Annotated in this window: 25 protein-coding genes; 9 read left to right on the top strand and 16 right to left on the bottom strand. The window is 66.1% G+C overall.

What is annotated here, in order from left to right:
* Positions 1 to 390 precede the first annotated feature (390 nt).
* Positions 391 to 1,008, bottom strand: a complete 618-nt coding sequence (locus P0Y59_04815; protein ID WEK01020.1) for a TetR/AcrR family transcriptional regulator — start codon at positions 1,006 to 1,008, stop codon at positions 391 to 393.
* A 60-nt stretch (positions 1,009 to 1,068) separates the two neighbouring features.
* On the opposite strand from P0Y59_04815, the gene P0Y59_04810 reads away from it, so the two are divergent.
* The gene (locus P0Y59_04810; protein ID WEK01019.1) at positions 1,069 to 1,464 is read left to right on the top strand and encodes a hypothetical protein; all 396 of its coding nucleotides are present in this window, start codon (positions 1,069 to 1,071) and stop codon (positions 1,462 to 1,464) included.
* The gene (locus tag P0Y59_04805) at positions 1,457 to 2,269 is read left to right on the top strand and encodes an SDR family NAD(P)-dependent oxidoreductase (GenBank protein WEK01018.1); all 813 of its coding nucleotides are present in this window, start codon (positions 1,457 to 1,459) and stop codon (positions 2,267 to 2,269) included. The genes P0Y59_04810 and P0Y59_04805 overlap by 8 nt, the downstream gene beginning before the upstream one ends.
* Positions 2,270 to 2,276: 7 nt before the next feature.
* Here the strand turns inward: P0Y59_04805 and P0Y59_04800 are convergent, their stop codons facing one another.
* Positions 2,277 to 3,623 carry a PLP-dependent aminotransferase family protein gene (locus P0Y59_04800; GenBank protein WEK02494.1) on the bottom strand — a complete coding sequence of 449 codons (1,347 nt, stop codon included), beginning with the start codon at positions 3,621 to 3,623 and terminating at the stop codon, positions 2,277 to 2,279.
* Positions 3,624 to 3,771: 148 nt separating this feature from the next.
* On the opposite strand from P0Y59_04800, the gene P0Y59_04795 reads away from it, so the two are divergent.
* The gene (locus P0Y59_04795; protein ID WEK01017.1) at positions 3,772 to 4,656 is read left to right on the top strand and encodes a DMT family transporter; all 885 of its coding nucleotides are present in this window, start codon (positions 3,772 to 3,774) and stop codon (positions 4,654 to 4,656) included.
* The gene (locus P0Y59_04790) at positions 4,646 to 5,488 is read left to right on the top strand and encodes a PhzF family phenazine biosynthesis protein (GenBank protein ID WEK01016.1); all 843 of its coding nucleotides are present in this window, start codon (positions 4,646 to 4,648) and stop codon (positions 5,486 to 5,488) included. The genes P0Y59_04795 and P0Y59_04790 overlap by 11 nt, the downstream gene beginning before the upstream one ends.
* An 11-nt stretch (positions 5,489 to 5,499) precedes the next feature.
* On the opposite strand, the gene P0Y59_04785 is transcribed toward P0Y59_04790, so the two are convergent.
* Entirely contained in the window at positions 5,500 to 5,928 is a 429-nt protein-coding gene (locus P0Y59_04785) for a (deoxy)nucleoside triphosphate pyrophosphohydrolase (protein ID WEK01015.1), read from the bottom strand.
* A gap of 55 nt (positions 5,929 to 5,983) precedes the next feature.
* On the opposite strand from P0Y59_04785, the gene P0Y59_04780 reads away from it, so the two are divergent.
* Both P0Y59_04780 and P0Y59_04775 read left to right on the top strand, forming a co-directional pair.
* A complete protein-coding gene (locus tag P0Y59_04780; GenBank protein ID WEK01014.1) occupies positions 5,984 to 6,169 on the top strand; it encodes a Flp family type IVb pilin in 186 nt (61 codons plus the stop codon).
* Between the two features lie 129 nt (positions 6,170 to 6,298).
* Positions 6,299 to 6,466: a Flp family type IVb pilin gene (locus tag P0Y59_04775; GenBank protein ID WEK01013.1), complete on the top strand. Its 168-nt coding sequence runs from the start codon at positions 6,299 to 6,301 to the stop codon at positions 6,464 to 6,466.
* A 212-nt stretch (positions 6,467 to 6,678) separates the two neighbouring features.
* Here P0Y59_04775 and P0Y59_04770 read toward each other — a convergent pair whose 3' ends face one another.
* From P0Y59_04770 to P0Y59_04755, 4 genes are read right to left on the bottom strand one after another with little or no spacing between them, the layout of a single operon-like run.
* Positions 6,679 to 7,626 carry an acetyl-CoA carboxylase carboxyltransferase subunit alpha gene (locus P0Y59_04770; protein ID WEK01012.1) on the bottom strand — a complete coding sequence of 316 codons (948 nt, stop codon included), beginning with the start codon at positions 7,624 to 7,626 and terminating at the stop codon, positions 6,679 to 6,681.
* Between the two features lie 12 nt (positions 7,627 to 7,638).
* Positions 7,639 to 8,556: a tyrosine-type recombinase/integrase gene (locus P0Y59_04765; protein ID WEK01011.1), complete on the bottom strand. Its 918-nt coding sequence runs from the start codon at positions 8,554 to 8,556 to the stop codon at positions 7,639 to 7,641.
* Entirely contained in the window at positions 8,553 to 10,346 is a 1,794-nt protein-coding gene (locus P0Y59_04760) for a hypothetical protein (GenBank protein ID WEK02493.1), read from the bottom strand. The genes P0Y59_04765 and P0Y59_04760 overlap by 4 nt, the downstream gene beginning before the upstream one ends.
* Positions 10,333 to 10,470, bottom strand: a complete 138-nt coding sequence (locus P0Y59_04755; GenBank protein WEK01010.1) for a hypothetical protein — start codon at positions 10,468 to 10,470, stop codon at positions 10,333 to 10,335. Before P0Y59_04755 ends, P0Y59_04760 begins: the two co-directional genes overlap by 14 nt.
* Before the next feature lie 99 nt (positions 10,471 to 10,569).
* Here P0Y59_04755 and P0Y59_04750 point away from each other — a divergent pair, with 99 nt between their 5' ends.
* Together P0Y59_04750 and aroB are read left to right on the top strand one after the other, a co-directional pair.
* On the top strand, positions 10,570 to 11,109 hold the full coding sequence (locus tag P0Y59_04750) for a shikimate kinase (protein WEK01009.1): 540 nt from the start codon (positions 10,570 to 10,572) through the stop codon (positions 11,107 to 11,109).
* A complete protein-coding gene (aroB, locus tag P0Y59_04745) occupies positions 11,106 to 12,215 on the top strand; it encodes a 3-dehydroquinate synthase (protein WEK01008.1) in 1,110 nt (369 codons plus the stop codon). Before P0Y59_04750 ends, aroB begins: the two co-directional genes overlap by 4 nt.
* A gap of 47 nt (positions 12,216 to 12,262) precedes the next feature.
* On the opposite strand, the gene P0Y59_04740 is transcribed toward aroB, so the two are convergent.
* The 9 genes from P0Y59_04740 to P0Y59_04700 form a co-directional block, all read right to left on the bottom strand.
* A complete protein-coding gene (locus P0Y59_04740; GenBank protein WEK01007.1) occupies positions 12,263 to 12,910 on the bottom strand; it encodes a TetR family transcriptional regulator in 648 nt (215 codons plus the stop codon).
* A gap of 60 nt (positions 12,911 to 12,970) precedes the next feature.
* A complete protein-coding gene (locus tag P0Y59_04735) occupies positions 12,971 to 13,936 on the bottom strand; it encodes a hypothetical protein (protein WEK01006.1) in 966 nt (321 codons plus the stop codon).
* Positions 13,937 to 14,222: 286 nt separating this feature from the next.
* Positions 14,223 to 14,558: a DUF423 domain-containing protein gene (locus P0Y59_04730; protein ID WEK01005.1), complete on the bottom strand. Its 336-nt coding sequence runs from the start codon at positions 14,556 to 14,558 to the stop codon at positions 14,223 to 14,225.
* A gap of 10 nt (positions 14,559 to 14,568) precedes the next feature.
* The gene (locus P0Y59_04725) at positions 14,569 to 14,946 is read right to left on the bottom strand and encodes a diacylglycerol kinase (protein WEK01004.1); all 378 of its coding nucleotides are present in this window, start codon (positions 14,944 to 14,946) and stop codon (positions 14,569 to 14,571) included.
* Positions 14,946 to 16,697, bottom strand: a complete 1,752-nt coding sequence (locus P0Y59_04720; protein ID WEK01003.1) for a cation:proton antiporter — start codon at positions 16,695 to 16,697, stop codon at positions 14,946 to 14,948. The genes P0Y59_04725 and P0Y59_04720 overlap by 1 nt, the downstream gene beginning before the upstream one ends.
* The gene (locus P0Y59_04715; GenBank protein ID WEK01002.1) at positions 16,694 to 17,128 is read right to left on the bottom strand and encodes an iron-sulfur cluster assembly scaffold protein; all 435 of its coding nucleotides are present in this window, start codon (positions 17,126 to 17,128) and stop codon (positions 16,694 to 16,696) included. Before P0Y59_04715 ends, P0Y59_04720 begins: the two co-directional genes overlap by 4 nt.
* The gene (locus P0Y59_04710) at positions 17,125 to 17,691 is read right to left on the bottom strand and encodes a CvpA family protein (GenBank protein ID WEK01001.1); all 567 of its coding nucleotides are present in this window, start codon (positions 17,689 to 17,691) and stop codon (positions 17,125 to 17,127) included. The genes P0Y59_04715 and P0Y59_04710 overlap by 4 nt, the downstream gene beginning before the upstream one ends.
* 101 nt (positions 17,692 to 17,792) lie before the next feature.
* Positions 17,793 to 19,166, bottom strand: coding sequence for a DNA repair protein RadA (gene radA / locus P0Y59_04705; GenBank protein ID WEK01000.1), 1,374 nt, complete (start codon positions 19,164 to 19,166; stop codon positions 17,793 to 17,795).
* 195 nt (positions 19,167 to 19,361) lie between these two features.
* On the bottom strand, positions 19,362 to 20,069 hold the full coding sequence (locus tag P0Y59_04700) for a glutathione S-transferase N-terminal domain-containing protein (protein WEK00999.1): 708 nt from the start codon (positions 20,067 to 20,069) through the stop codon (positions 19,362 to 19,364).
* A gap of 164 nt (positions 20,070 to 20,233) precedes the next feature.
* Between P0Y59_04700 and P0Y59_04695 the strand changes: the two genes are divergently transcribed.
* Positions 20,234 to 21,385, top strand: coding sequence for a glycosyltransferase family 1 protein (locus P0Y59_04695; protein ID WEK00998.1), 1,152 nt, complete (start codon positions 20,234 to 20,236; stop codon positions 21,383 to 21,385).
* The last annotated feature ends 16 nt before the right edge of the window (positions 21,386 to 21,401 follow it).

The following is a 21,401-nucleotide window of genomic DNA, read 5'->3' as shown; positions in this document are numbered from 1 at the left end:
AAACGGAGCATATCAATATGGAACAAACACATGAATAATGAGTGCGCCTCATTTTGTTCACCATACTACTATTATACTTTGGTATAATATTTACGATAAAAGTAAATTGCCCAAAGAAACTTGTGCATTCACGAAAAATATCCATCTCGCAACTTAAATAATAGAAGCAGCGCCAGCGAGGTATCATTCACCAAGGAGCTCGCATGCATGCAAGTCATCGCCATCCCCGGCGCGACGTGACAGCGAAATCTGATTACAGGCATTTCAAGACTGTGGCGCACGAAACCAGGTTCGTCGGCCGACAGCCCCCGGCACGAACATCGCGCCGAAAGAAACGAATTATGTCATCGACTTCGATCTGGATAGCTTCGTTTTATTGCCGTCGCTCGATCAGATCGCGAACTGCGCCAGGGTCTGGTCGCACAGCGCCTGCAGCAAGGTGCACACAGCATCCGGGCTCCGGCCGCCGCCAGCCATCGCCCGGAACATCCCAAAGCCGGTCAGCGCGAACAATATGTCGATGACATCCTGCTCGGCCGCCGCATCGCGTCCTCCAAAACGGCTGACCAGCGCGGCAAGAAGCTCACGCCGACGCGCGTTTCGGGCGTTGAGCCCCTCCATCAGTTCCGGGTCGATCCCCGCCACGGCGTAGAGCCCTGCAAGGCTGTCGTCGGAACTCCAGAAAACGCAAAAAACCTTCACGAGCCTCGCCAGACCGTCCCGAGGGTCGGGTGCGCCCATCGCCGAGGCAATGTCCATCATCCCACCCGCTTCGGCCAGGCGATCGAACAGCGCCTCGAGCAGCCCCCGGCGGGACCCGAACTGATGATAGACCGTCAGGCGCGTCACGCCCGCAACGCTCGCGACCGCTTCGAGCGACAGAGCGGCGGCCCCCTGATCGCGGAGCACCGCGGCGGCGGCCGCGATCAGCTTCTCCCGGGTTTCAGCAGCCTTCGCGCTCCGCTTGGCGCTTGCATAAGGTCTTGACGCAGGGTCGGGCTTGGACATAACTATACAACCTGTATACTCAATATGCCCGGCACTCCAGTGCCGTTGGAGGAGACGTCCATGCCGTGGTTCCTGATCATTGTCCTGTCGTTTCACGTCCTTTCATCGATCTTCTGGGCCGGCACGACTTTCGTGCTGGCGCGGAACGGTGGCGTCGGGGCCGCGCGCCTGTTCAGGCCGCAGATGGGCGCGGCGATCGTCGCCACGGTTGCCGGCGCAATACTCTGGCACCTGACCCATGCCGGTGGGTGGGGAGATCCGGAAAAGGTGTTGAGCCTGGGAATCGCAGCCGCGCTGCTCGCTCTGGCTGTCCAGGCGATTGGCGCTGGGCCTGCGCTACGCACTGCAAGCTCCCCCGATGCGGCCGCACCCGCGTCTCTCGCACCGATCTACCGGGTCTCGGCCGGGCTCCTGATGGTGACGGCCGTCTGCATGGCGGTCGCACGCTATGTCTAATCCAGCCTCATCCGCTCGACCGGACATCGCCGGACCCGGCATTCCGACCTATCCCGATCTTGCAGGCAAGACCGCACTGGTAACCGGAGGCTCCGGCGGCATCGGCGCCGAAACTGCCCGGTGGCTGGCGCATAACGGCGTTCGAGTCACCGTGACGGGACGCGACGCAGCCCGGCTCGATGCCGTTCTGCGATCCCTCGTTTCGATCTCCCCCGGACATGCCGCGCTACGCGCCGATTGCGCGATCCTGGCCGACCTGGAAGCAGCCCGCGCGGACTTCATGCGCCGCGAACGGAAGCTCGATATCCTCGTGGCGTTCGCTGGCGGCGGGGAAAGCAGGCCCGGGCCCCTGGAAGAGGTCACCGAAGCGGCATGGCGTTCAAGCCTGGACAACAACCTGACGGCGACCTTTCTCACCCTCAAGGTCTTCGCGGCCGGCCTCAAGCAGGATGGCGGGGGCGCGGCGATCACCATGGCGTCGACCGCGGGCCGCGCCCCGTCGCCCGCCCCGCTCGGCTACGGTGTCGCCAAGGCGGGGATCATCCACCTGACTCAACAGGCGGCCCAGGAATTCGGCCCGGCCGGCGTGCGGGTCAATTGCATCTCCCCATCGGCCATTCTTACCGACCGGACGGCCGCGCACATGCCGCCGGCAGTGCAGGAGCAGGTTGCCGCGAGCCACCCGATCCGCCGCCTCGGGTCGCCTGCGGACGTCGCGGCCATGACATTGTTCCTTGCGTCGGACAGCGCCGGCTGGGTGACCGGCGCCACCCTGGACCTCGCCGGCGGACGCCTGATGCACTGAAGCGCCCCTATCGCAGGGCCCTGCTCATCACCTCGAACGCCACCGGATCGGCGCACTGAGTCACATTCACCCGCATATATCCGCCGGCCGACTGCGAAAGGCTGAAGACATTGCCGGGCGCCAGCACCACGTCGCGGGCAAGGGCATCCCGCGCCAGATCGGCGGCGTCCCGGCCGTCCGGCAGGGTGCACCACAGGAACATGCCCGCTTTGGGCTGAATCCAGGGCCGGATGCCGATCTCGCCAAGTCGATCCGCGACATCCCGCCGCGCGGTTGCGAGGCGGGTCCGCAGGGCATGAAGGTGCCGCCGATAGCTGCCGTCCTGCACCACGCGCAGCACCAGCTCGCTCGACAGGCGCCCCGCGCCGAAGGAGGTCGCGATCGTCAGGTCGATCAGCCGGTCGAGCCAGTCACGTCGGATCGCGATATAGCCGCAACGGACGGCCGCCGAGAGCGTCTTGGAGAAGCTGCCGATCTGGATCACCCGATCGAGACCATCGAGCGCGGCAAGGCGGGGCGCCGGCTCCTCTTCGAAATCGGCGAAGATATCATCCTCGATGATGACAAGGTCATGCGCTTCGGCAAGGTTGAGCACACGGTGCGCGGTGGGCAACGACAACGTCGCCCCGGTCGGATTGTGAATGGCTGAATTGGTGATGTAGAGGCGCGGCCGATGAGCCTCCAGCACCGCCGCAAAGGCGGTGATGTCGGGCCCATCAGGCGTCATCGGCACACTGACGATCCTCGCGCGGTGTGCCCGCAACAGGGCGTGGAAATTGAAATAGCAGGGATCGTCGACCAGCACGGTGTCGCCAGGCTCGATCAGCAGGCGGCAGAGCAGGTCGATCGCCTGGGTACCGCTCTCGGTCAGCATGATCTGGTCGGCCCCGGCGGGCACCCCCCTCTCCCCCAGCCGTCGCGACAGGAGCTGACGGAGGGGCAGCAGGCCAAGCGGCGTGCCATAGTCCGCCAGGGCGCCATCATCGGCGCGTGACAGCCCGCGCAGCGCCCGGCGCACTTCATCCTCCGGCAGCCAGTGCGGCGGCAGCCAGCCACATCCCGGCTTCAACACATGATCGCCGCTCTCGAGCGACTGGCGCGAGACCCAGAGGGGATCGATCGCCCGGTCAAGCCGGGGCGTCACGTCAGCCAGCGACAGCGGGGCGGTCTGCTGCGCGACGAAGAAACCCGAGCCGCGGCGCGACACGATGGCGCCATCGGCGGCAAGCCGCTCATAGGCGTCCACGACGGTCGATTTGGAGACGGCGGCGCTCTCCGCAAGGCGGCGAATCGAGGGCAGCTTCGCCCCCGGCTGCAACGCCCGCGACGCGATCCGCCGGCGGACGTCGCCCATCACCCGCTCCACCAGCGTGCCTTCAGCCTGAATTCCGGTCGCCAAGCTTACCTCCGCATCAAGCAGTACAGTTTGTCCAAAGCTTACTGCACTGTCCCTATCACCAATCCTTCCTCGTCGCGCAATGGCCACAGCGAAGGAGCGAGCAATGGATCGTACGACAGATGGATGGCTGAGCGGGTTCGCAGGGGTGCTGGTATTCAGCGGCTCGCTGCCGGCGACGCGCGTGGCGATCGGCGATATCGACCCGCTGTTCCTCACCCTGATCCGCGCCGGGATCGCCGGCGCGATCGGGCTGGCACTGCTTGCGACATGGCGCCAGCCGCGTCCGGAACGGCGCGATCTCCGGTCGCTGATCATCGTCGCGCTCGGCGTCGTGGTCGGCTTCCCGTTGCTCTCGGCGCTTGCCCTCGAACATATGAGCGCCGGCCGGTCGATCGTGTTCACCGGGCTGCTGCCGCTCGCCACCGCCGGCTTCGCGGTATTGCGGGGCGGCGAACGGCCAGATCGCCGCTTCTGGCTGTTCGCGCTGCTCGGCAGCCTGCTCATCGCCGGATTCGCCCTGATGCGCGGCACGACCTCGAGCCTGGCAGGAGACCTGCTGATGCTGGCCGCGATCCTGGTCTGCGGCCTGGGCTATGCGGAGGGCGCCGTGCTGTCGCGGCGTCTGGGCGGCTGGCAGGTGATCTGCTGGGCACTCGCCCTGGCGCTCCCCGTGATGCTCGGCATCCTCTGCTTGCTGCCCTGGCCGACCTGGTCGACGGTCGGCCTGCCCGCCTGGATCGGCCTCGGCTATGTCTCGCTGTTCAGCATGCTGATCGGTTTCATGTTCTGGTATCGTGGCCTCGCGCTCGGCGGGACCGCGGCGGTCGGCCAGCTCCAGCTTCTCCAGCCCCTGTTCGGGCTCGGCCTCGCCGCGACCCTGCTGCACGAATCGATCGGGCCCGGAATGATCGTGACGACTCTGGCGGTGGTTGCATGCGTCGCCGGCGCCCGGCATTTCTCAACGAGGAGAATCCCCAGTGACTCATGATTTCAAGATGATCGACGTATTCGGCGACGGCGCCTTTTCCGGCAATCCGCTCGCGGTGGTTACGACGTCGGCGGACCTCGACACTGCGCTGATGCAGCGGATCGCCCGCTGGCTGAACCTGTCGGAGACGACATTCCTGCTGCCGCCCACCGATCCGGGCGCCGATTATCGCGTGCGCATCTTCACGCTGGAACGCGAACTGCCCTTTGCGGGACATCCGACCCTCGGCACCTGCCACGCATGGCTTGAAGCCGGCGGCGTACCCCGAACCGAAGGGGCGATCGTGCAGGAATGCGGTGCCGGCCTTGTCCGAATCCGCCGGAGCGCAGGCTCCCTCGCTTTCGCCGCCCCGCCGATAACGCGGTCAGGCCCGGTGGACGGCGCGAAACTGGCCGAGATCGCCGGCGTGCTGCGGATCGACGTCTCCGACGTCGTGGACGCCCAATGGGTGGACAATGGACCGGGCTGGGTGGCCGTCATGCTGGCCTCGGCCGAGGCAGTGCGGGCGGTGCAGCCGGAGCGGTCGCACCCGACTCGGATCGATATCGGTGTCGTCGGCCTGTATCCGCCGGGCAGTCCGGCCGCCTATGAAGTCCGCGCGCTGTTCAGCGATCCGTTCGGCGGGCTGGTAGAGGATCCGGTGACCGGCAGCCTCAATGCCTCGGTGGCGCAGTGGCTGATCGACAGCAGACGGGCCACCGCGCCCTATCTGGCAACGCAGGGCGGCTGCGTCGGGCGCAACGGGCTTGTCCATGTCGATCGCGATCCGGATGGCCAGATATGGATCGGGGGCAATACGCAAACCCGGTTCTCGGGTATCGCGACGGTCTGATCCCCGAGAATTCAAACCAGCGCCTTCAACCGACCGATCAACGGCAGATCCGCCGGCGGCATCGCAAGATCGTAGAGCTGCTCTGGCCGGCACCAGAGCAGTTCCTCGGCATGAAGCGCATCGGGTGTCCCTGCCCAATCCCGGCAGATATAGAGCAGCAACAGCAGATGCCGCCCCGCGAGCGGTTCGCTGGCAAAGGCAGCCGGCTCAAGCGCAGCCGGGTCAACCACGATCCCCAGTTCCTCGGCGAGTTCGCGGGCCAGCGCGGTTTCCGGCGTCTCGGACGGCTCGACCTTGCCGCCAGGGAATTCCCACAAGCCCGCCATCATCTTCCCGGCGGGCCGGCGCTGCACCAATACCCGCCCCTCACGATCGATCAGCGCAACCGCAACGACCGGGAAAAGCGTTGAAATTGCATGGCCTTCAGCGACATTCGCCATTCGTTAACTCTCCCAGACTAGCGTTCGACAAGATATCCGGGACCGGGAACCCTGCATGCTGCTCAACATGATCCAGAAACTGGTGGAGGACCGCAAGGGCGGCACGGCAATCGAATATGGTCTGATCGCCGCCCTGGTCGTGATCACCATGGTCGCGTCGTTCGTCGAGCTGGCGAACACCACGACTGGCATGTGGAGCAACGTCAACTCCAAGATCGAAACCGCACGCACCGGCGGCTGATTGGTTCCGTAATTTCCACGTTCCGGCTTAAACTTTTCTCAACCTACCGCCCCTAGACCCGAAAGCGCTGGTCCGGTCCTGCCGGTTCAGCCGGGTACTGAAGCTTTAGAACCATTGGAGACCGGAATCATGCAGACCATCCGCAAGTTCATCAAGAACAGCAAGGGCGCCACCGCAATCGAGTACGGCCTGATCGCCGCGCTGATCGCCGTCGCCGCCATCGCTGCGATGCAGGGTCTGGGCAACCAGCTCAAGACGACCTTCGGCAACGTTTCTTCGAACATGAAGGCTACGTAAGTTCTAACCAGCTAACGAAATCGGGGCGGCGGAACTTCGGTTCCGCCGCCCTTTTCGTGTGCGCGGCCAAAAGCTGGCTTTGCGAAGGAAGAGTTCGCGCAAAGGCGCCCAGTACGCCGAGCCAGTCCCGTTTCGATCGCATGAGTGGCAGGTGACGAACCAACCTGTCGGCAAACAGGCCGCTAGAGGATGCGCGACGATCGCGCCCCGCCTTAAATCCTGCCGATCGCCAGGAATTTCTCGCGCCGGCCGCGGCGGAGCTGGTCGGCGCCCTGATTGCCCAGCTCAGCCAGCGCCGCATCGAGCGCCTCGCCCAGATTGGCGATGGCGAGCGCCGGATCGCGATGGGCACCGCCCAGCGGCTCCGACACGATCGTGTCGATCACGCCCAGTTCCTTCAGGTCCTGCGCGGTCACCTTCATCGCCTCGGCCGCCTCGGGCGCCTTGTCGGCGGTGCGCCACAGGATCGAGGCGCAGCCCTCCGGCGAAATCACCGAATAGACCGCATGTTCGAACATCAGCACCTTGTTGCCCGCAGCAAGCGCGATCGCGCCGCCCGAACCGCCCTCACCGACCACCGCCGAGATCATCGGAACGCCCAGGGCAAGGCATTGCTCGGTCGAGCGCGCGATCGCTTCGGCCTGGCCCCGTTCCTCGGCCTGGACACCGGGAAAGGCACCCGAGGTGTCGACCAGGGTCAGCACCGGCAGGCCGAATCGATCGGCGAGCTGCATCAGGCGGATCGCCTTGCGATAGCCCTCGGGCTTGCCCATGCCGAAATTGTGACGGAGACGGCTGGCGGTATCGTCGCCCTTCTCGTGGCCGATCACCATGACCTTGCGGCCGCGGAAATTTGCGAAACCGCCCAGGATCGCCTGGTCGTCGCCAAAAGCGCGATCGCCCGCGAGCGGCATGAAATCGTCGAACAGGCCCGCGACATAGTCCTTGAAATGCGGCCGCTCGCCATGGCGGGCGACGAGCGTCTTCTGCCATGGGGTCAATCTGGAATAGGTGTCGCGCAGGAGCTTGTCGGACTTGGCCTGAAGCCGCGCCACCTCCGAATCGATATCGACCGTGCCATCGGCAGCGGTCTCACGGAGTTGGTCGACCCGGCCCTGAAGCTCGGCGATCGGTTTCTCGAAATCGAGGAAGCTTGCCATCGGCCGCGTCGGTTAAGCCCCGCGCCTCTTCACGTCAACGAGAGGATGACGGGTATTGACCAGCTCGACCAGCCGGCTGGCATCGACATGGGTGTATATCTCGGTGGTGGCGATGTCGGCATGGCCAAGCATCGATTGCAGCGCACGCAGATCAGCCCCGCCCGCAAGCAGATGAGTCGCGAAGGCGTGGCGCAGGACGTGCGGGCTGACACGCTCAGGCGGGATACCAGCTTCCACCGCCAAATCCTTGAGTAACTGATATAATCGTACGCGCGACAAATGGGCTTTGCCCGACGGAAACAGCCAGACCCGGTCAGTGGCGACATAAGCGCGCCACGCCGCCACCGCGGCACGGGCACGATCCGAGATCGGCACCAACCGTTCCCGTCCGCCTTTGCCGCGCAGGATGAGATAGGGCCGGTCGGGCGCGATCGCGTTGCGCGGAAGGGATACCAGCTCGGTGGCGCGCAGGCCGGAACCGTAGAGCAGTTCGACCAGGGCGGAGAGCCGCAGATCATTTGGGTCACCGGGCACCCGTGCGATCCGCGCAGCGACAGCCGCAAACAGCCGGTCGACATCGTCATGCCCGAGCACCTTGGGCAAGGCGCGCTGCGCACCGGGCCGGGGCAGTGCCGCGCCGGGATCGTCCGTGCGATGCCCCTCATCGGCAAGAAAGGCGAAGAACCGCCTGAGCGCCGCGGATTTGCGCGCGACGCTCGACCGGGAAAGGTCGAGCCATTGCCCGCCCAGGCGCGCGAGATCGGCCTCCGAGGCGCGCCCCAATCCGCCGAGGAGGAAATCCGATGCGAGGTGCAGGTCGCTGCGATAGGCGGCGATCGTATTCTTCGCTGCCCCAGCTTCGGCAGCCATCATCTCCAGGAAGCGCTCGATCAGCGCGCGGTCCTTGCCCGGGCCGGGCGGGCCGGTCAAAGTCGCGCCAGGGCCTCGGCGGCGATCATGCGCGCCTCCGCCTCAAGCCCCACCGCCCGCAAGGCGGTGACGATATGGTACAGCGCCTCCGGCGGCACGCCCCGCCATAGCGGAGTCTGCATGCCGATGCCCGCCAGCACGAGCACCGTGCCGGGCTGCCGCGCCTGCGCCGCACGGGCGAGGGCACGGGTCCAAGCATTGTCGATGCCGATGGTGACGTCCAGCGACCGGGCGCCGCGTTCGACGTCGTCGGCGGACAGGCGTCCAAGTCCTGCCATGCCAGCGAAAAACATGCGCTTCTTCAGGCCGTTCGAGTCATTCGCGCCAGAATAGCGGTTGACGTCGGACCAGGTCGACGAAACCGGCACAGGATCGGCCAGCGCCAGCATCGCCCAGGCATCGCCGCCGGCGGGCACGCTCGCCTGCCAGCGCATTGCCGCACGATCCAGCCCCGCCGTCAGCATCGAGGCGACCAGCCGGTCAGCGTCAGCCCCCTGGGTACCGGCGGGAATCCGCGCGGCGGCACGCGCCGTGAGAATCAGTCGGGCAAAACGCGCATCCGGCGACTTGGATTCGTCCCACAATTGCCTGATCGCGTTCAACCGGCCTTGGAGATCGGGTGCCGTATACGCGCTGCGCAGATCCCGCGCGATGCCGCTCTCCGCCAGCGACTGATCGTCATCGGCGTCGATCGCGCCATAGAGATCGACCAGGGCGGCGCTCGAGAAGACGCCGCGCACTGCCGCCTGCTCGGCGGGACCGACCCGCACGCGGGCGGGCAGCGCCGGGGACTGCGCCCGCCACGCCTGCACATTGGACGAGACGGTCGCGAACAGCGGCGCGGGAATTTCCACCCCGCTCGCGGTGGCGAGGCCGTAACGCCAGGCTGTCAGGCGATCGACGCTGTCCCACTCGATCGTCACAGCCTGTTGCCCACGCGCGCCGGTACCGGTGACCTTCTGCGCAAGCAGCAGGTCGATGCCGCTGGCCAGGCCCGACGTGCGCGCCGAGGCGATCAGCGACTGTGCCTTGCGCGGTTCGCCGGCGAGGCCGGCACAGATGGCGAGCGCCAGAACCCAGGCACGCTCCCGCCGGAGCGCGGCACCGCCTTCGGCAACGGGGCAGAGAAGACCGGGATCGCCCGTGGCGAGCGCCGTCTGCATCGCGATCTCGTAAAGCTTGGGCGTGTAATTGTCGCTGTCGACGCTTTGCACCACGCCCCGCGCCGACACCGATTCGCCCATGCGCAGCAGAAGCCACGCCCGTTCAGCCGCGAAATCCGCCCCGTTGATGCCCTGCGGCGTGTCGACTCGCGACACAAGGGCACGGCGCAGCGCGATCGACAGCCAGCGCGACGCAATCGGCACGTCGAGGCGGCGCATCAGTTCCTCGACATAACGCCCGTCGGCATTGCCGAAGGCGCGCGGAGTCAGCCCGCCGCCATCGGGACCGACCGGACCGACCGATGCCAGCGACCGGCGCGCATAATCAGGCATGTCGTAGCGCGCCAGCACGGCCGGATCGACCGGCACTGGCTCGACCGGCGTGGCCGATGCCGTGGGAGTCGGCAGCACGCCATCCACCGGCGTGGAGGTAGCCGCGGGGACGGGCTGCTGTGCCGGGGTGGCGGTGCGCGCCGGAGCGGGCGCGGGAGTCGGCGCGGGCGCGGCAACGGGATCTCCGAAGCCGGGCGGCAACAGCGATTCGGGTTTTTGCTGGCCCAGCGCGGGAAGCCCCGCGCTGACGAGTACCGCGGCGATCGCGCCGAGCGCGACGCTAGTTCGAGAGATTCGCAAGCGGTACCACCTTCTCGACCCGGGTAAGCGGCTTCTCGTTCGTCCGCCCGGCCAGGAAAAACAGGCCCCCGATCACGACGACAAGGATGACGATGAGCGCAATGAGCGAACGGGACATGAGCGAACCTTGTACAGACACGTTAAAACAGACGTGAGAAAATCTACTGCGCGCGGCCTTTTGCCCGAGACGCGGCCTCGCTGTATAGCCCCCGCTTCCATGTTGCAAAGACACACCCCCATCCCGGACTGGACCGGCCTGCCGATCGTCCTTGTAGGGCTGATGGGCGCCGGTAAATCCACCGTCGGCCGCCGCCTGGCGGCGCGTATGCGCCTGCCTTTCGTCGATGCCGATTCGGAAATAGAGGCAGCCGCCGGCATGTCGATCACCGAGATCTTCGAGCGATTCGGCGAGGCGCATTTCCGCGACGGCGAACGCCGCGTGATCGCCCGCCTGATCGACGGCACCCCCAAGATTATCGCGACAGGCGGCGGCGCCTTCATCAACGACGAGACGCGGGCACTGATCCTGGAACAGGCGCTGGCGATCTGGCTGGACGCGAATCCGGCCGTGCTGGCCGACCGGGTCGGTCGCCGCGATACCCGCCCACTGCTGCGCAATCGCGATCCGCGCGAAGTGCTCGACGAACTGGCCAAGGTCCGCAATCCCATCTACGCGCTGGCGCCGATCCGTGTGCCGAGCCACCACGCACCGCACGAATCGACCGTGAATTCGATCCTGAAAGCCCTCGACCTATGACCGTCATCCCCGTCTCCCTCGGCGCGCGCAGCTATGAGGTCGTGATCGAGGACGGGCTGCTGGCACAGGCGGGCGAGCGCCTCGCGCCACTGTCGCGCGGCCGGACCATGGCGATCGTCACCGACGAGAATGTCCTGCCGCACCTCGCCACGTTGCAGGCGTCGCTCACCGCGGCGGGTGTCGCGAGCGAGGCGATCATACTGGCGCCGGGGGAAGGCTCCAAGAGCTGGGCAACGCTGGAACAGCTTACCGACCGATTGCTCGACCTGGGCGTGGAGCGCGGCGATCATGTCATCGCGTTGGGCGGCGGGGTGATCGGCGACCTGGTGGGCTTCGCGACGGCGATCGTGAAGCGCGGCTGCGGCTTCGTGCAGATCCCGACCACCTTGCTTGCACAGGTCGATTCCTCGGTGGGCGGCAAGACCGCGATCAATTCGCGCGCCGGCAAGAACCTGATCGGCGCCTTTCACCAGCCGGCGATCGTCCTGATCGATCCGCAGGTGCTCGACACGCTGCCCCTGCGCCAGCTCCGCGCCGGCTATGCCGAGGTGGTGAAATACGGGCTGATCGACGACTTCGCCTTTTTCGAATGGTGCGAGGCAAATGCGCCCGCGCTGTTGGCGGGCGACCCGGCGGCGCGCCACTATGCGATTGCCCATTCAGTCGCGGCAAAGGCCCGAATCGTCGCAGCCGACGAGCACGAGACGACCGGCGTCCGCGCGCTGCTCAACCTGGGCCACACCTTCGGCCATGCGCTGGAGGCGGAGGCCGGCTTCTCCGACCGACTGCTCCACGGCGAAGCCATCGGGGCGGGCATGGCGCTAGCCTTCGGCTATTCAGCGACGAAAGGCCTTGCCCTAGGCCAGGATGCCGAACGGGTCGCGGCTCATCTGCGCGCCATAGGCCTGCCAGACGGGGTTACCGCAGCCGGATTGAGCGCCGATGGGAAAACTCTGGTGGCGCATATGCTTCACGACAAGAAGATGGACGCGGGCACCCTGCCCTTCCTTCTGGCGCGCGGGATCGGGCGCACTTTCCTCGACCGATCCGTTAAGCTAGGCGACGTCGCCGCGTTCCTCGACGAGCACGGCGCGCGCGCCGGATAGACAGGCCCGGACCGTGATGGACCGGCCGTCCGTTCGTCAGCGCGGCATCATTCCCGCAGGAACACGCGGATCACCGCTTCCGCATGCGCTTCGATCTCGGCCGGGGCGTGGACGTCGCGACCAGCCACGGCCTTGATCTCCGGCGCGAGCAGATAGGGCATCTGGCAGGCGGCGGTCAGCATCAGCGATATCGACAGTGGATCGACGGCGGGCAGATGCCCGCTCTCGCGCAGCCGCTCGACGACCGGCTCATACCAGCGATACCCCTCGCCGATATAGCGTTCGGCCGTCCATTCGAGCTCAGGCCCTTCGAGGATCGAGAGCTGCACCATCAGCCGGGCATGTTCCGGATGCCGGGCGCAATAGCCGACATACCAGCGGATAAAGGCCTTGAAACCGGCCACCCCGCCCTTCGGCTCGGATACCGACAGCGAGGCCGGCATCTCGCGTTCCATGCGATCGAACAGAAAGGCGATCGCCTGGCGCCAGAGCTCTTCCTTGGTCTGGTAGATGTGGCGGATCATGCCGTGCCGGACGCCGGCATCCTCCGCGATATCGCGCAGCGACGCGCCTTCGAAGCCGCGTCGCGAGAAATGGTCGAGCGCGCTCGCCAGGATCGCCTTGCCCGTATTCTGCAGCCGCTGCTGGCGGGTCGAGGGCGGTTCAAGTGCCTTGGTCGATGATGATGCCGTCACATGGTCCTCTCGGGGGTTGCCGTACCGTATCGGCAACCCCGTCGAAGCGAAAGCGCGCGATCAGGGGATGTTGCTTGCCACGCCCTGCCAGTTGGTCGTTTCGGTGAAGATCTCGCCGCCCGAGGCAACAAAGGCCTGGCGGCCATCGGCGGCGCCCATCAACTGCCACATCATCCAGGCGGTCGAATAGCCGAGATAGCCATGGACACCGTTGCTGCACGGAAAGGCGGCCCCGGCACAGGTCGGATTGCCCTGCACGTCGTTGTGCGCGGTGCCCTTGATGATGCCCTTGGCCTTGAGCAGCGGCGCGGGGGTGGCGTTGTAATAGGCAGTGATCGAGTTGAGCTGGCCCGGTGGGATGAGCTGCGTGTCGGGAGCGATCAGCACATCCGTCGAACCGCTGACATAGAGGATCGATCCGCTCGTCGCCGCCGCGAGGTCGCCCGTCAGCAGGCAATTGTCGGCGGGATTGCACCAGGACTGGCGCGGCAAATGGAAGGTCACGGCGGTGCGGATCGCGCCGCCCGATTTCAGCATCGCGTTGATCGCGCCCGAGGCGCCCTGCGAATGCCCCATCGCGCCGATCCGGGTCGTGTCGAGCTTGCCGTAGAAGATGCTGCCGCTGTCGGCATTGCGCGCCTTGATATAGTTGGCGCTGTCGATCACGGTCTGGCCGGTGCCCGTCGTGCCGTCCCGCGTCGCGATGACGACGAAGCCCCATGAGGCGAGATGCCGGAGAAGATAGGCATAGGTGGTGGCCGGGATCGGCGTGGTGCCGGTGCCGTTCGCCCAGACGATGATCGGATGATGGACGCCGTTCGCGCCGAGATTCGCCGGATAGAAGATATCGCAGGCATTGCCCTTGGAATCGCAACCGGCGGGCGTGAAGCTCTGGGCGACCGTCCAGGCGCCATCGGCGTAGTATTTCTGCTCGATCGGCTTGGTTGGCAGGTTCGGCCCCGCCGAAGCCGGGGCGTTCAAAAACACGGCAAACGCGGCTGTCGCAAGCAAAATGGCTTTCTTCATGCAGTCCTCTCCTCCGGTCGTCGGCTGGTGCGCCGATCAACGGGCAGGATGGCATGGGAAGAAGGGCTGGGCAAGTTCGCTATCCAACGGGATAGTGAATTAGCATCTGGTTGGCGCTGGGCTAAAAAGAAGAAGCGGATTCACGCGAAGGCGCAAAGGAATTATTGGGGCGGAAACGCGATCATCTCCGCGGAGCATGTCGCTCGAGTGGATGCCAGCGGGCCCCACTTTCTATATAATTTCTCTTAGCGCCTTCGCGTGAATCCAGTGCCATCAGTCTAGATGCCTAGGCCCTGCGTGCGGCCAGCCACGCGAGCCACAGCCAGCCTGCGATCAGCAGTGCGCCGCCGATCGGGGTGATCGCGCCCAGCCAGCGCGGCAGGCCGAGCGCCATCAGATAGAGCGTGCCTGCGAAGATCGCTGCCCCGACGAGAAAGAGGGTCGCCGGCCCCCTGGCGTCGAGCCGAAGCACCGCGAGCGCGGCGATCGCGTGGAGCAGCTGATATTGGGCGCCGGTCTTGAGCCAGTCCACCGCGGCCCCGCTCGCGCCATGCGCGCCGAATGCGCCGGCGGCGACGGCGAGCGCGCCGGATAGCGCCGCAAAAAGGACGATCGGGTTCATGGCGGTTCCTTCAGCTTTCCAGCGAGAGCAGTTGAGCCCAGACATAGTTTGCCGCCATGGCGATGGCAGCGAAGACTGCTGCGCAGCTGATCGCGAGGACCGCCCCCGCCAGCATGTCCTTGATGACCTTGATCTCCGGGTGGACCTCCGGATGGAGCAGGTCGATCAGCGCCTCCAGCGCTGAATTGATCAGTTCGAGCGCCAGCACCAGCGCGCAGACCACCGCGACGACCACCCACCAGAGCATCGGCGGCTGAAGCAGGAACAAGCCCCCCAAAGCGAGCAGCGCGCACCATGCCTGAGTCCGGAAACTGCGCTCCCGCTGCCATGCGGCTTTCCAGCCCGACGCGGCGAAGCCGATACGGGTAGCGAGCGAGCGGTTCTTCATCAGACTTCTTCCCCGCCCCGCAGCGGCTGGGTGATGATCCGGTCGACCGCGGCGCGAAGATCGCCCGCCTCGACCTGCGCCTTGAGCCGTTCCTTGTCCCGCGCGCGGTACATGTCCTCGGTTCGGGCGATCTCCTCGTCCTCGATGCCGAGGCTCGACATTGCCATCCGCGCCATCTTGATCGCGGATTCGAGCACTTCGCGAACCACGCCGCGCACCGGCGCGCCCTTCAGCTTGATCAGCGAGCGCCGGTCATAGGCACGCACGAAGATCGCCGCCTTCGGGAATGAATCATGCACCGCCTCGACCAGTTCAGGGGTGACCTGGTCGCCATCGGTGCAGAACAGGATCAGCTCCGCCTCAGCCGCGCCTGCCTGGCGCAGCAGCTCAAGCCGCGTGCCGTCGCCATAATAGACCTTGGCGCCGAAATTGGCGGCGACGTCGATCATCTCGATATCGGTGTCGATCAAGGTCACGGGTACGCCCTGGGCGATCAGCATCTGCCCGACCGTCTGACCGAAGCGCCCATAGCCGACGATCAGCGCGTTCGCCCCGTCCGACATAGGCCCTTCACGGGTGCCGCCATCGGTTTCGGGCTCGGTGCGGACGCGCTGGGTGATCTTCATCAGGAACGGCGTTGTCGCCATGGAGAGCGTGACGATCGCACCGAACAGGCTCGCCGCCTCGGGCGCGATCAGCATCGCATTCTGCGCCTGGGCGAACAGCACAAAGCCGAATTCCCCGCCCTGGCTCAGCAGCAGGCCGAGCGCGAGCGCGCCGCGCCAGGTCATCTTGAAGAGCAGCCCGAGCCCCATGATGATCGCCAGCTTGGTGGCGATCAGCGCCAGCGCCATGCCCACCACGAAAAAGGGCCGCTCAGCAATGGCATGGAGATCGAGCATCATTCCGACCGCGAGGAAGAACAGGCCGAGCAGGATCGAGCGGAACGGCTCGACATCGGCCTCAAGCTCATGGCGGTACGGGCTGTCCGCCAGCATCACGCCCGCCACGAACGCGCCGAGCGCGGTCGAGAGATGAAGCGCCTCCATCAGGGCGGCGGCCGCGATAACGGTGAACAGGCCGGCGAACACGAACATCTCGCGCTCGCCCATATTGCCGATGATGCGGAACAGCGGACGAAGGCCGTAGCGCCCGATCAGGATCAGGCCGGCGACCGCCAGCACGGTATAGATGAACAGCAGCCATCCTGGCGGCCCGGCGGCGTCGGCGGGATTGCGCGACATCACCGCGACGATGGTGATGAGCGGAACGATCGACAGATCCTGGAACAGCAGGATCGAAAAGGCCCGTTCGCCGAACGGCGTGCGCAGGCGGCCGGCCGATTGGAGCATCGGCAAGACCTGCGCGGTCGAGGACAGGGCGAGCGGCAGGCCAAGCGCGAGCGCAGCGGCGGGCGAGAACTGGGTGATGAGCCACACCACCGCCGAGACCGCGATACCGCAGAATACGACCTGCATCAGACCCAGTCCGAAAATCTCCTTCTTCAGCCGCCACAGCCTCGCCGGATTGAGCTCAAGCCCGACGATGAACAGCAGCAACGTGATGCCGAGCTCGGCCACGCTGATCTTGTCCTCGGCGCCACCGACCAGGCCGAGCGCCTGCGGCCCGACCAGCGCGCCGGCGACGAGATAACCCAGCGTGGCGCCAAGCCCGAGCCGGCGGAAGATCAGCACGAAGACAAGGCCGAAGCCGAGCAGCATCACCGCATCGAAGAGCAGCGATTCGCTCATGCGTGAAGCCCGGCGCGCGCGCTTTCGGCGGCCTCGGCGGCAGCCTCGAACGCCAGCCTGATCGAGGCATGACGCGCGCTGTGCGGCAGCGCAGGGGTGAACAGGTCGAAGCCCGGCCAATCGGGCAAAGGCCCGCTCCCCGCCAGCCAGGCCGTCAGAGCGTCACGGGCAACGACGAGTTCTTCGGGCGACCTGCCGATTGCGCTCGCCCCCATCAGCGACGACGATGCCTGCCCAAGCGCGCAGGCGCGCACCAGCAGACCGATCTCGCTCACGCGTCCCTGGGAATCGAGATTCACATCCACGGTCACACGGCTGCCGCAGATGGGCGAGCGCTTCTCGGCGCTGCCCATCGGATCGGACAGGCGATCATGATGCGGAATGGTCGCGGCGAGCCGCAATATCTCCGCATTGTAGAGCGGCCCACTCATCGCCGCGCCTCGCTCAGATTGACGGCAGCGGTCGCGTTGTCGGAGGTGCCGAACACCGGTTTTCCCTTGCGGCGGCGATCGACGAAATCCGCGATGCTCGCGCTGGTCGTATTGAGCAAAGGATAGGTCCGCGCCGAGGTAAGCCATTCGGGCCGGTGGGTGGGGCCGCCGCTCACCGTGTCCGTCATGAGCGCGACGAGAAGGAAACCAAGGCTAGCCAGGATCAGACCCTTCAGCGCGCCGAAGCCGAACCCCAGCGCACGGTCGACCGGGCCCATGACCGAATCGCGGGTACGCGAGCCAAGCGCGTTGGCGACCGCGCGCCCGGCGAAATAGGTGATCCCGGCGATGATCGCGAACGACAGGACCGCGGCCCCCGTGACCGTCCCGACCGACCCCGACAGCAACTGGGCGAGCGGCGAGTGAAACAGCTTCAGCGCGAACACGATCGCAACCCAGGCGAACAGCGACAGGATCTCAGTCACGAAACCGCGCATCAACCCAAGGATCGCGGCCCCGCCGACCGCGATCAGGACGAGGATGTCGAGTGCAGTAAGTCCCATGCTACGCCTTGCTTTCCCCCGCTCGCTTCCGGCAGCGGGCTCCCGACAAGCCCGGCTTCTGCTCGATACGAATGGCAGGTAGGTGTCTTCGGCGTCCAGCGCTAGCCGCGCCCCAGCATATGGTCAACGAACTGACCGAGCGTGCGGAATCCCGAGAGCTTCAACGGGGTCTTCTCACTGGTGACGGCGGCCGGCACCAGCGCGCGTTCGAAGCCGAGCTTGCCCGATTCCTTCAATCGCAGGGTGCCATGCGCGACCGGCCTGATCTCCCCGGACAAGGCGATCTCGCCGAATGCGACCGCGTCCGCCGGTACCGGCCGCTCGGACAGCGCCGAGACGAGCGCCGCCGCCACCGCCAGGTCAGCCGCCGGATCCTGCACCCGGTAGCCGCCCGCGATGTTGAGATAGACTTCGCACGCCGAGAAGCTGAGACCGCACCGCGCCTCAAGCACGGCGAGCACCATGGCAAGCCGGCCGGAATCCCAGCCGACCACTGCCCGCCTCGGCGTCGCGCCGCTGGCGAGGCGGACGACGAGCGCCTGGATCTCGACCAGTACCGGACGCGTCCCCTCGAGCGCCGGGAACACGGTCGTGCCCGTCACGCCTTCGTCGCGCTGGGTAAGGAACAAGGCGCTGGGATTGGAGATTTCAGCCAGCCCCTCCGCCACCATCGCGAACACGCCGATTTCATCGGTACCGCCGAAGCGGTTCTTGATCGCGCGGAGGATGCGATATTGATGGCTGCGCTCGCCCTCGAAGCTCAACACCGTATCGACCATATGTTCTAGGACGCGCGGGCCGGCGATGCTGCCGTCCTTGGTGACATGGCCGACCAGCACGACGGCGGTGCCACGTTCCTTGGCGAAGCGGATCAGTTCCTGAGCGGAGGCGCGCACCTGGCTGACGGTGCCGGGCGCCCCCTCGATCAGGTCCGAATGCATCGTCTGGATCGAATCGATCACCAGCAGCGCGGGCGGGCGCCCCTGCCCCAGGGTCGTCAGGATATCGCGGGTCGAGGTCGCCGCGGCGAGTTGCACCGGCGCGCTGCCCAGCCCCAGCCGGCGCGCGCGGAGACGGACCTGATCGGCCGCCTCCTCGCCCGACACATAGGCCACCGGCAGCCCCGAGAGCGCCATCTTCGCCGCCGCCTGGAGAAGCAAGGTCGACTTGCCGATGCCGGGATCGCCGCCGATCAGGGTCGCCGACCCTTCCACGAAACCGCCACCCAGCGCACGATCAAGCTCGGCGATGCCGCTCGGCATGCGTTCGGGCAACGCGACCTCGGCATCGAGGCCGACCATCGTCACGGCACGACCGCCCGACTGGAGGTTATGCTTGGCCTGGAAAGGCGTGACGGTCCCGCCCACCTCCTCGACCAGGGTGTTCCATTCAGCGCAATCGGCGCACTGCCCCGCCCAGCGGTTCGCGACCGATCCGCAGGCCTGACAGACATAGCGTTTCTGAGGTTTCGCCATACCCGCGCCTTAGCGAAAAAGGAACGAGAGGGGAACAAACTTTTCCGCTCCCGGGAACGCAACCGACATCCCCTCCACTACGTCATGCCGGACTTGTTCCGGCGTCCACCGTTCCATGTCTCCAGGCCGATGAACGTGCGGCACAGTGGCCCCCGGAACAAGTCCGGGGTGACGTGGTGGATGATCCAGCGTCAATCAGGCCGGCCTTGCAGGGATGGTAAGGCCGCGCTGCACCGCAGGCCGCGCAAGGCCGCGCTCGAGCCAGGCGCCGACATTCCTGAAATCGTCGAACCCGACCAGGTCGCGCGCTTCGTAGAAGCCGATCAGGTTGCGCACCCAGCCGAGCATCGAGATGTCGGCGATGGTATAGTCGTTCCCCAGGAACCAGTCCCGCCCGGCCAGCACGCCGTCCATCACGCCGAGCAGGCGTTTCGATTCGTCGACATACCGGCCGAGCGGACGCTTGTCCTCCCATGCCTTGCCGGCGAATTTGTTGAAGAAGCCGAGCTGGCCGAACATTGGACCGATGCCACCCATCTGGAACATGACCCACTGGATCGCCTCCCAGCGACCTGCCGGATCGGGCGGAATGAACCGGCCGGTCTTGTCGGCCAGATAGAGGAGGATCGCGCCGCTTTCGAACAGGCCCAGCGGCTTGCCACCCGGCCCGTCGGGATCGATCATCGCCGGGATCTTGCCATTGGGGTTGAGCGAGACGAATTCGGGCGATTTCTGATCGTTGCTGCCGAAATCGATGAGATGCGCTTCATAGGCCAGCCCGGTTTCCTCGAGCATGATCGACGCCTTCACACCGTTGGGCGTCGGCAACGAATAAAGCTGGATGCGGTCGGGATATTGCGCCGGCCAGCGTTGCGTGATCGGAAAATCGGAGAGATCGGTCATTGGGGACTCCTTCACGCGCAAGGTAGGAGCGCCGGGATCGTCTTGCACCCCTTCCCTGCCGCCTTACGGCCGCACTGCCGCATTTGCGAAACAATTGAGAAATAAAGTCATCCGATGCGTCTACGGAGATTGGCGTTTCGCTCCGGCAGGTCTATGCGCCCGCAATGCAAGCGAAAGACCTCCGCGTCGCGCTGTTCAGCGGCAACTATAATTATACGCGCGACGGCGCGAATCAGGCGCTAAACCTTCTTGTCGGCCACCTTCTGAAGCAGGGCGCGACGGTGCGCGTCTATTCCCCCACCAGCCGCCGCCCGGCCTTCGCACCGACCGGCGACCTGGTCAGCGTGCCCTCGATCAAGCTTCCCGGCGGGCGCGACGAATACAAGCTCGCCCGCGGCATGCCGGCGAAGACCCGGCGGGACGTCGACGCCTTCGCGCCGAATCTGATCCATGTCTCGGCGCCGGACTGGCTGGGGCATGCAGCGGTACGCTATGCGGAGAAGCACCATATTGCCTCCGTCGCGTCTTATCACACGCGGTTCGAGACCTATGTCCGCTATTATGGCATCGGCTTCCTCGAACCGATCATCATCAACGCCCAGCGCAAATTCTATTCGCGCGTCGACGAGGTGCTGGCACCCAGCCAGATGATGGGGGAGATCCTGCACGAATGGGGCGTGACCGCGCACATCTCGCGCTGGTCGCGCGGGGTCAATCATGACCGCTTCAATCCCGGCCGGCGCAGCATGGAATGGCGCCGTTCCCTCGGCATCGCCGATGACGAGATCGCGATCGGCTTCCTCGGCCGGCTGGTGAAGGAAAAGGGCCTCGACGTGTTCGCCGAGGCAATGCACGCCCTAGCCGCGCGCGGCGTGCGCCGCAGGACGCTGGTGGTCGGCGAGGGCCCGGCGCGCGACTGGTTCGCGCAGGAAATCCCGGACGCGGTGTTCGCTGGCTTCCAGTCGGGCGACGATCTGGGTCGCGCGGTCGCCTCGATGGACGTTTTCTTCAACCCGAGCGTGACCGAGACCTTCGGCAATGTGACGCTTGAGGCAATGGCGGCGAAGGTGCCCGTGGTCGCCGCCCATGCGTCGGGCGCCGTCGGACTGATCGACGACGGCGTCACCGGGCTGATCGTCGAGCCGACCGACATCCAGGGCTATGCGGACGCGCTCCAGCGCTTCTGCGAGGATGACGCCTTCCGCCATGCGGCCGGCGAGGCCGGCCATGCCAAGGCCGCCGGCTATCGCTGGGAAACCGTCAACCAGGCAGTGCTGGATACCTATCTCGCGGTGCTGGAACGACGGAAAGCCTGACGCGCCACCTTCCGGA

It is taken from the genome of Candidatus Sphingomonas phytovorans (assembly GCA_029202385.1).
Lineage (GTDB): Bacteria > Pseudomonadota > Alphaproteobacteria > Sphingomonadales > Sphingomonadaceae > Sphingomonas > Sphingomonas phytovorans.
The sequence above is the reverse complement of the archived record's forward strand: the minus strand, read 5'-3'. Positions and strand labels throughout refer to the sequence as shown.

Excerpts from the sequence above, each read along its gene's own strand:
- P0Y59_04815 (WEK01020.1), bottom strand. The coding sequence starts at position 1,008 with ATGTCCAAGCCCGACCCTGCGTCAAGACCTTATGCAAGCGCCAAGCGG.
- P0Y59_04810 (WEK01019.1), top strand. The coding sequence starts at position 1,069 with ATGCCGTGGTTCCTGATCATTGTCCTGTCGTTTCACGTCCTTTCATCG.
- P0Y59_04805 (WEK01018.1), top strand. The coding sequence starts at position 1,457 with ATGTCTAATCCAGCCTCATCCGCTCGACCGGACATCGCCGGACCCGGC.
- P0Y59_04800 (WEK02494.1), bottom strand. The coding sequence starts at position 3,623 with ATGGGCGACGTCCGCCGGCGGATCGCGTCGCGGGCGTTGCAGCCGGGG.
- P0Y59_04795 (WEK01017.1), top strand. The coding sequence starts at position 3,772 with ATGGATCGTACGACAGATGGATGGCTGAGCGGGTTCGCAGGGGTGCTG.
- P0Y59_04785 (WEK01015.1), bottom strand. The coding sequence starts at position 5,928 with ATGGCGAATGTCGCTGAAGGCCATGCAATTTCAACGCTTTTCCCGGTC.
- P0Y59_04780 (WEK01014.1), top strand. The coding sequence starts at position 5,984 with ATGCTGCTCAACATGATCCAGAAACTGGTGGAGGACCGCAAGGGCGGC.
- P0Y59_04775 (WEK01013.1), top strand. The coding sequence starts at position 6,299 with ATGCAGACCATCCGCAAGTTCATCAAGAACAGCAAGGGCGCCACCGCA.
- P0Y59_04770 (WEK01012.1), bottom strand. The coding sequence starts at position 7,626 with ATGGCAAGCTTCCTCGATTTCGAGAAACCGATCGCCGAGCTTCAGGGC.
- P0Y59_04755 (WEK01010.1), bottom strand. The coding sequence starts at position 10,470 with ATGTCCCGTTCGCTCATTGCGCTCATCGTCATCCTTGTCGTCGTGATC.
- P0Y59_04750 (WEK01009.1), top strand. The coding sequence starts at position 10,570 with ATGTTGCAAAGACACACCCCCATCCCGGACTGGACCGGCCTGCCGATC.
- aroB (WEK01008.1), top strand. The coding sequence starts at position 11,106 with ATGACCGTCATCCCCGTCTCCCTCGGCGCGCGCAGCTATGAGGTCGTG.
- P0Y59_04735 (WEK01006.1), bottom strand. The coding sequence starts at position 13,936 with ATGAAGAAAGCCATTTTGCTTGCGACAGCCGCGTTTGCCGTGTTTTTG.
- P0Y59_04730 (WEK01005.1), bottom strand. The coding sequence starts at position 14,558 with ATGAACCCGATCGTCCTTTTTGCGGCGCTATCCGGCGCGCTCGCCGTC.
- P0Y59_04725 (WEK01004.1), bottom strand. The coding sequence starts at position 14,946 with ATGAAGAACCGCTCGCTCGCTACCCGTATCGGCTTCGCCGCGTCGGGC.
- P0Y59_04720 (WEK01003.1), bottom strand. The coding sequence starts at position 16,697 with ATGAGCGAATCGCTGCTCTTCGATGCGGTGATGCTGCTCGGCTTCGGC.
- P0Y59_04715 (WEK01002.1), bottom strand. The coding sequence starts at position 17,128 with ATGAGTGGGCCGCTCTACAATGCGGAGATATTGCGGCTCGCCGCGACC.
- P0Y59_04710 (WEK01001.1), bottom strand. The coding sequence starts at position 17,691 with ATGGGACTTACTGCACTCGACATCCTCGTCCTGATCGCGGTCGGCGGG.
- radA (WEK01000.1), bottom strand. The coding sequence starts at position 19,166 with ATGGCGAAACCTCAGAAACGCTATGTCTGTCAGGCCTGCGGATCGGTC.
- P0Y59_04700 (WEK00999.1), bottom strand. The coding sequence starts at position 20,069 with ATGACCGATCTCTCCGATTTTCCGATCACGCAACGCTGGCCGGCGCAA.
- P0Y59_04695 (WEK00998.1), top strand. The coding sequence starts at position 20,234 with ATGCAAGCGAAAGACCTCCGCGTCGCGCTGTTCAGCGGCAACTATAAT.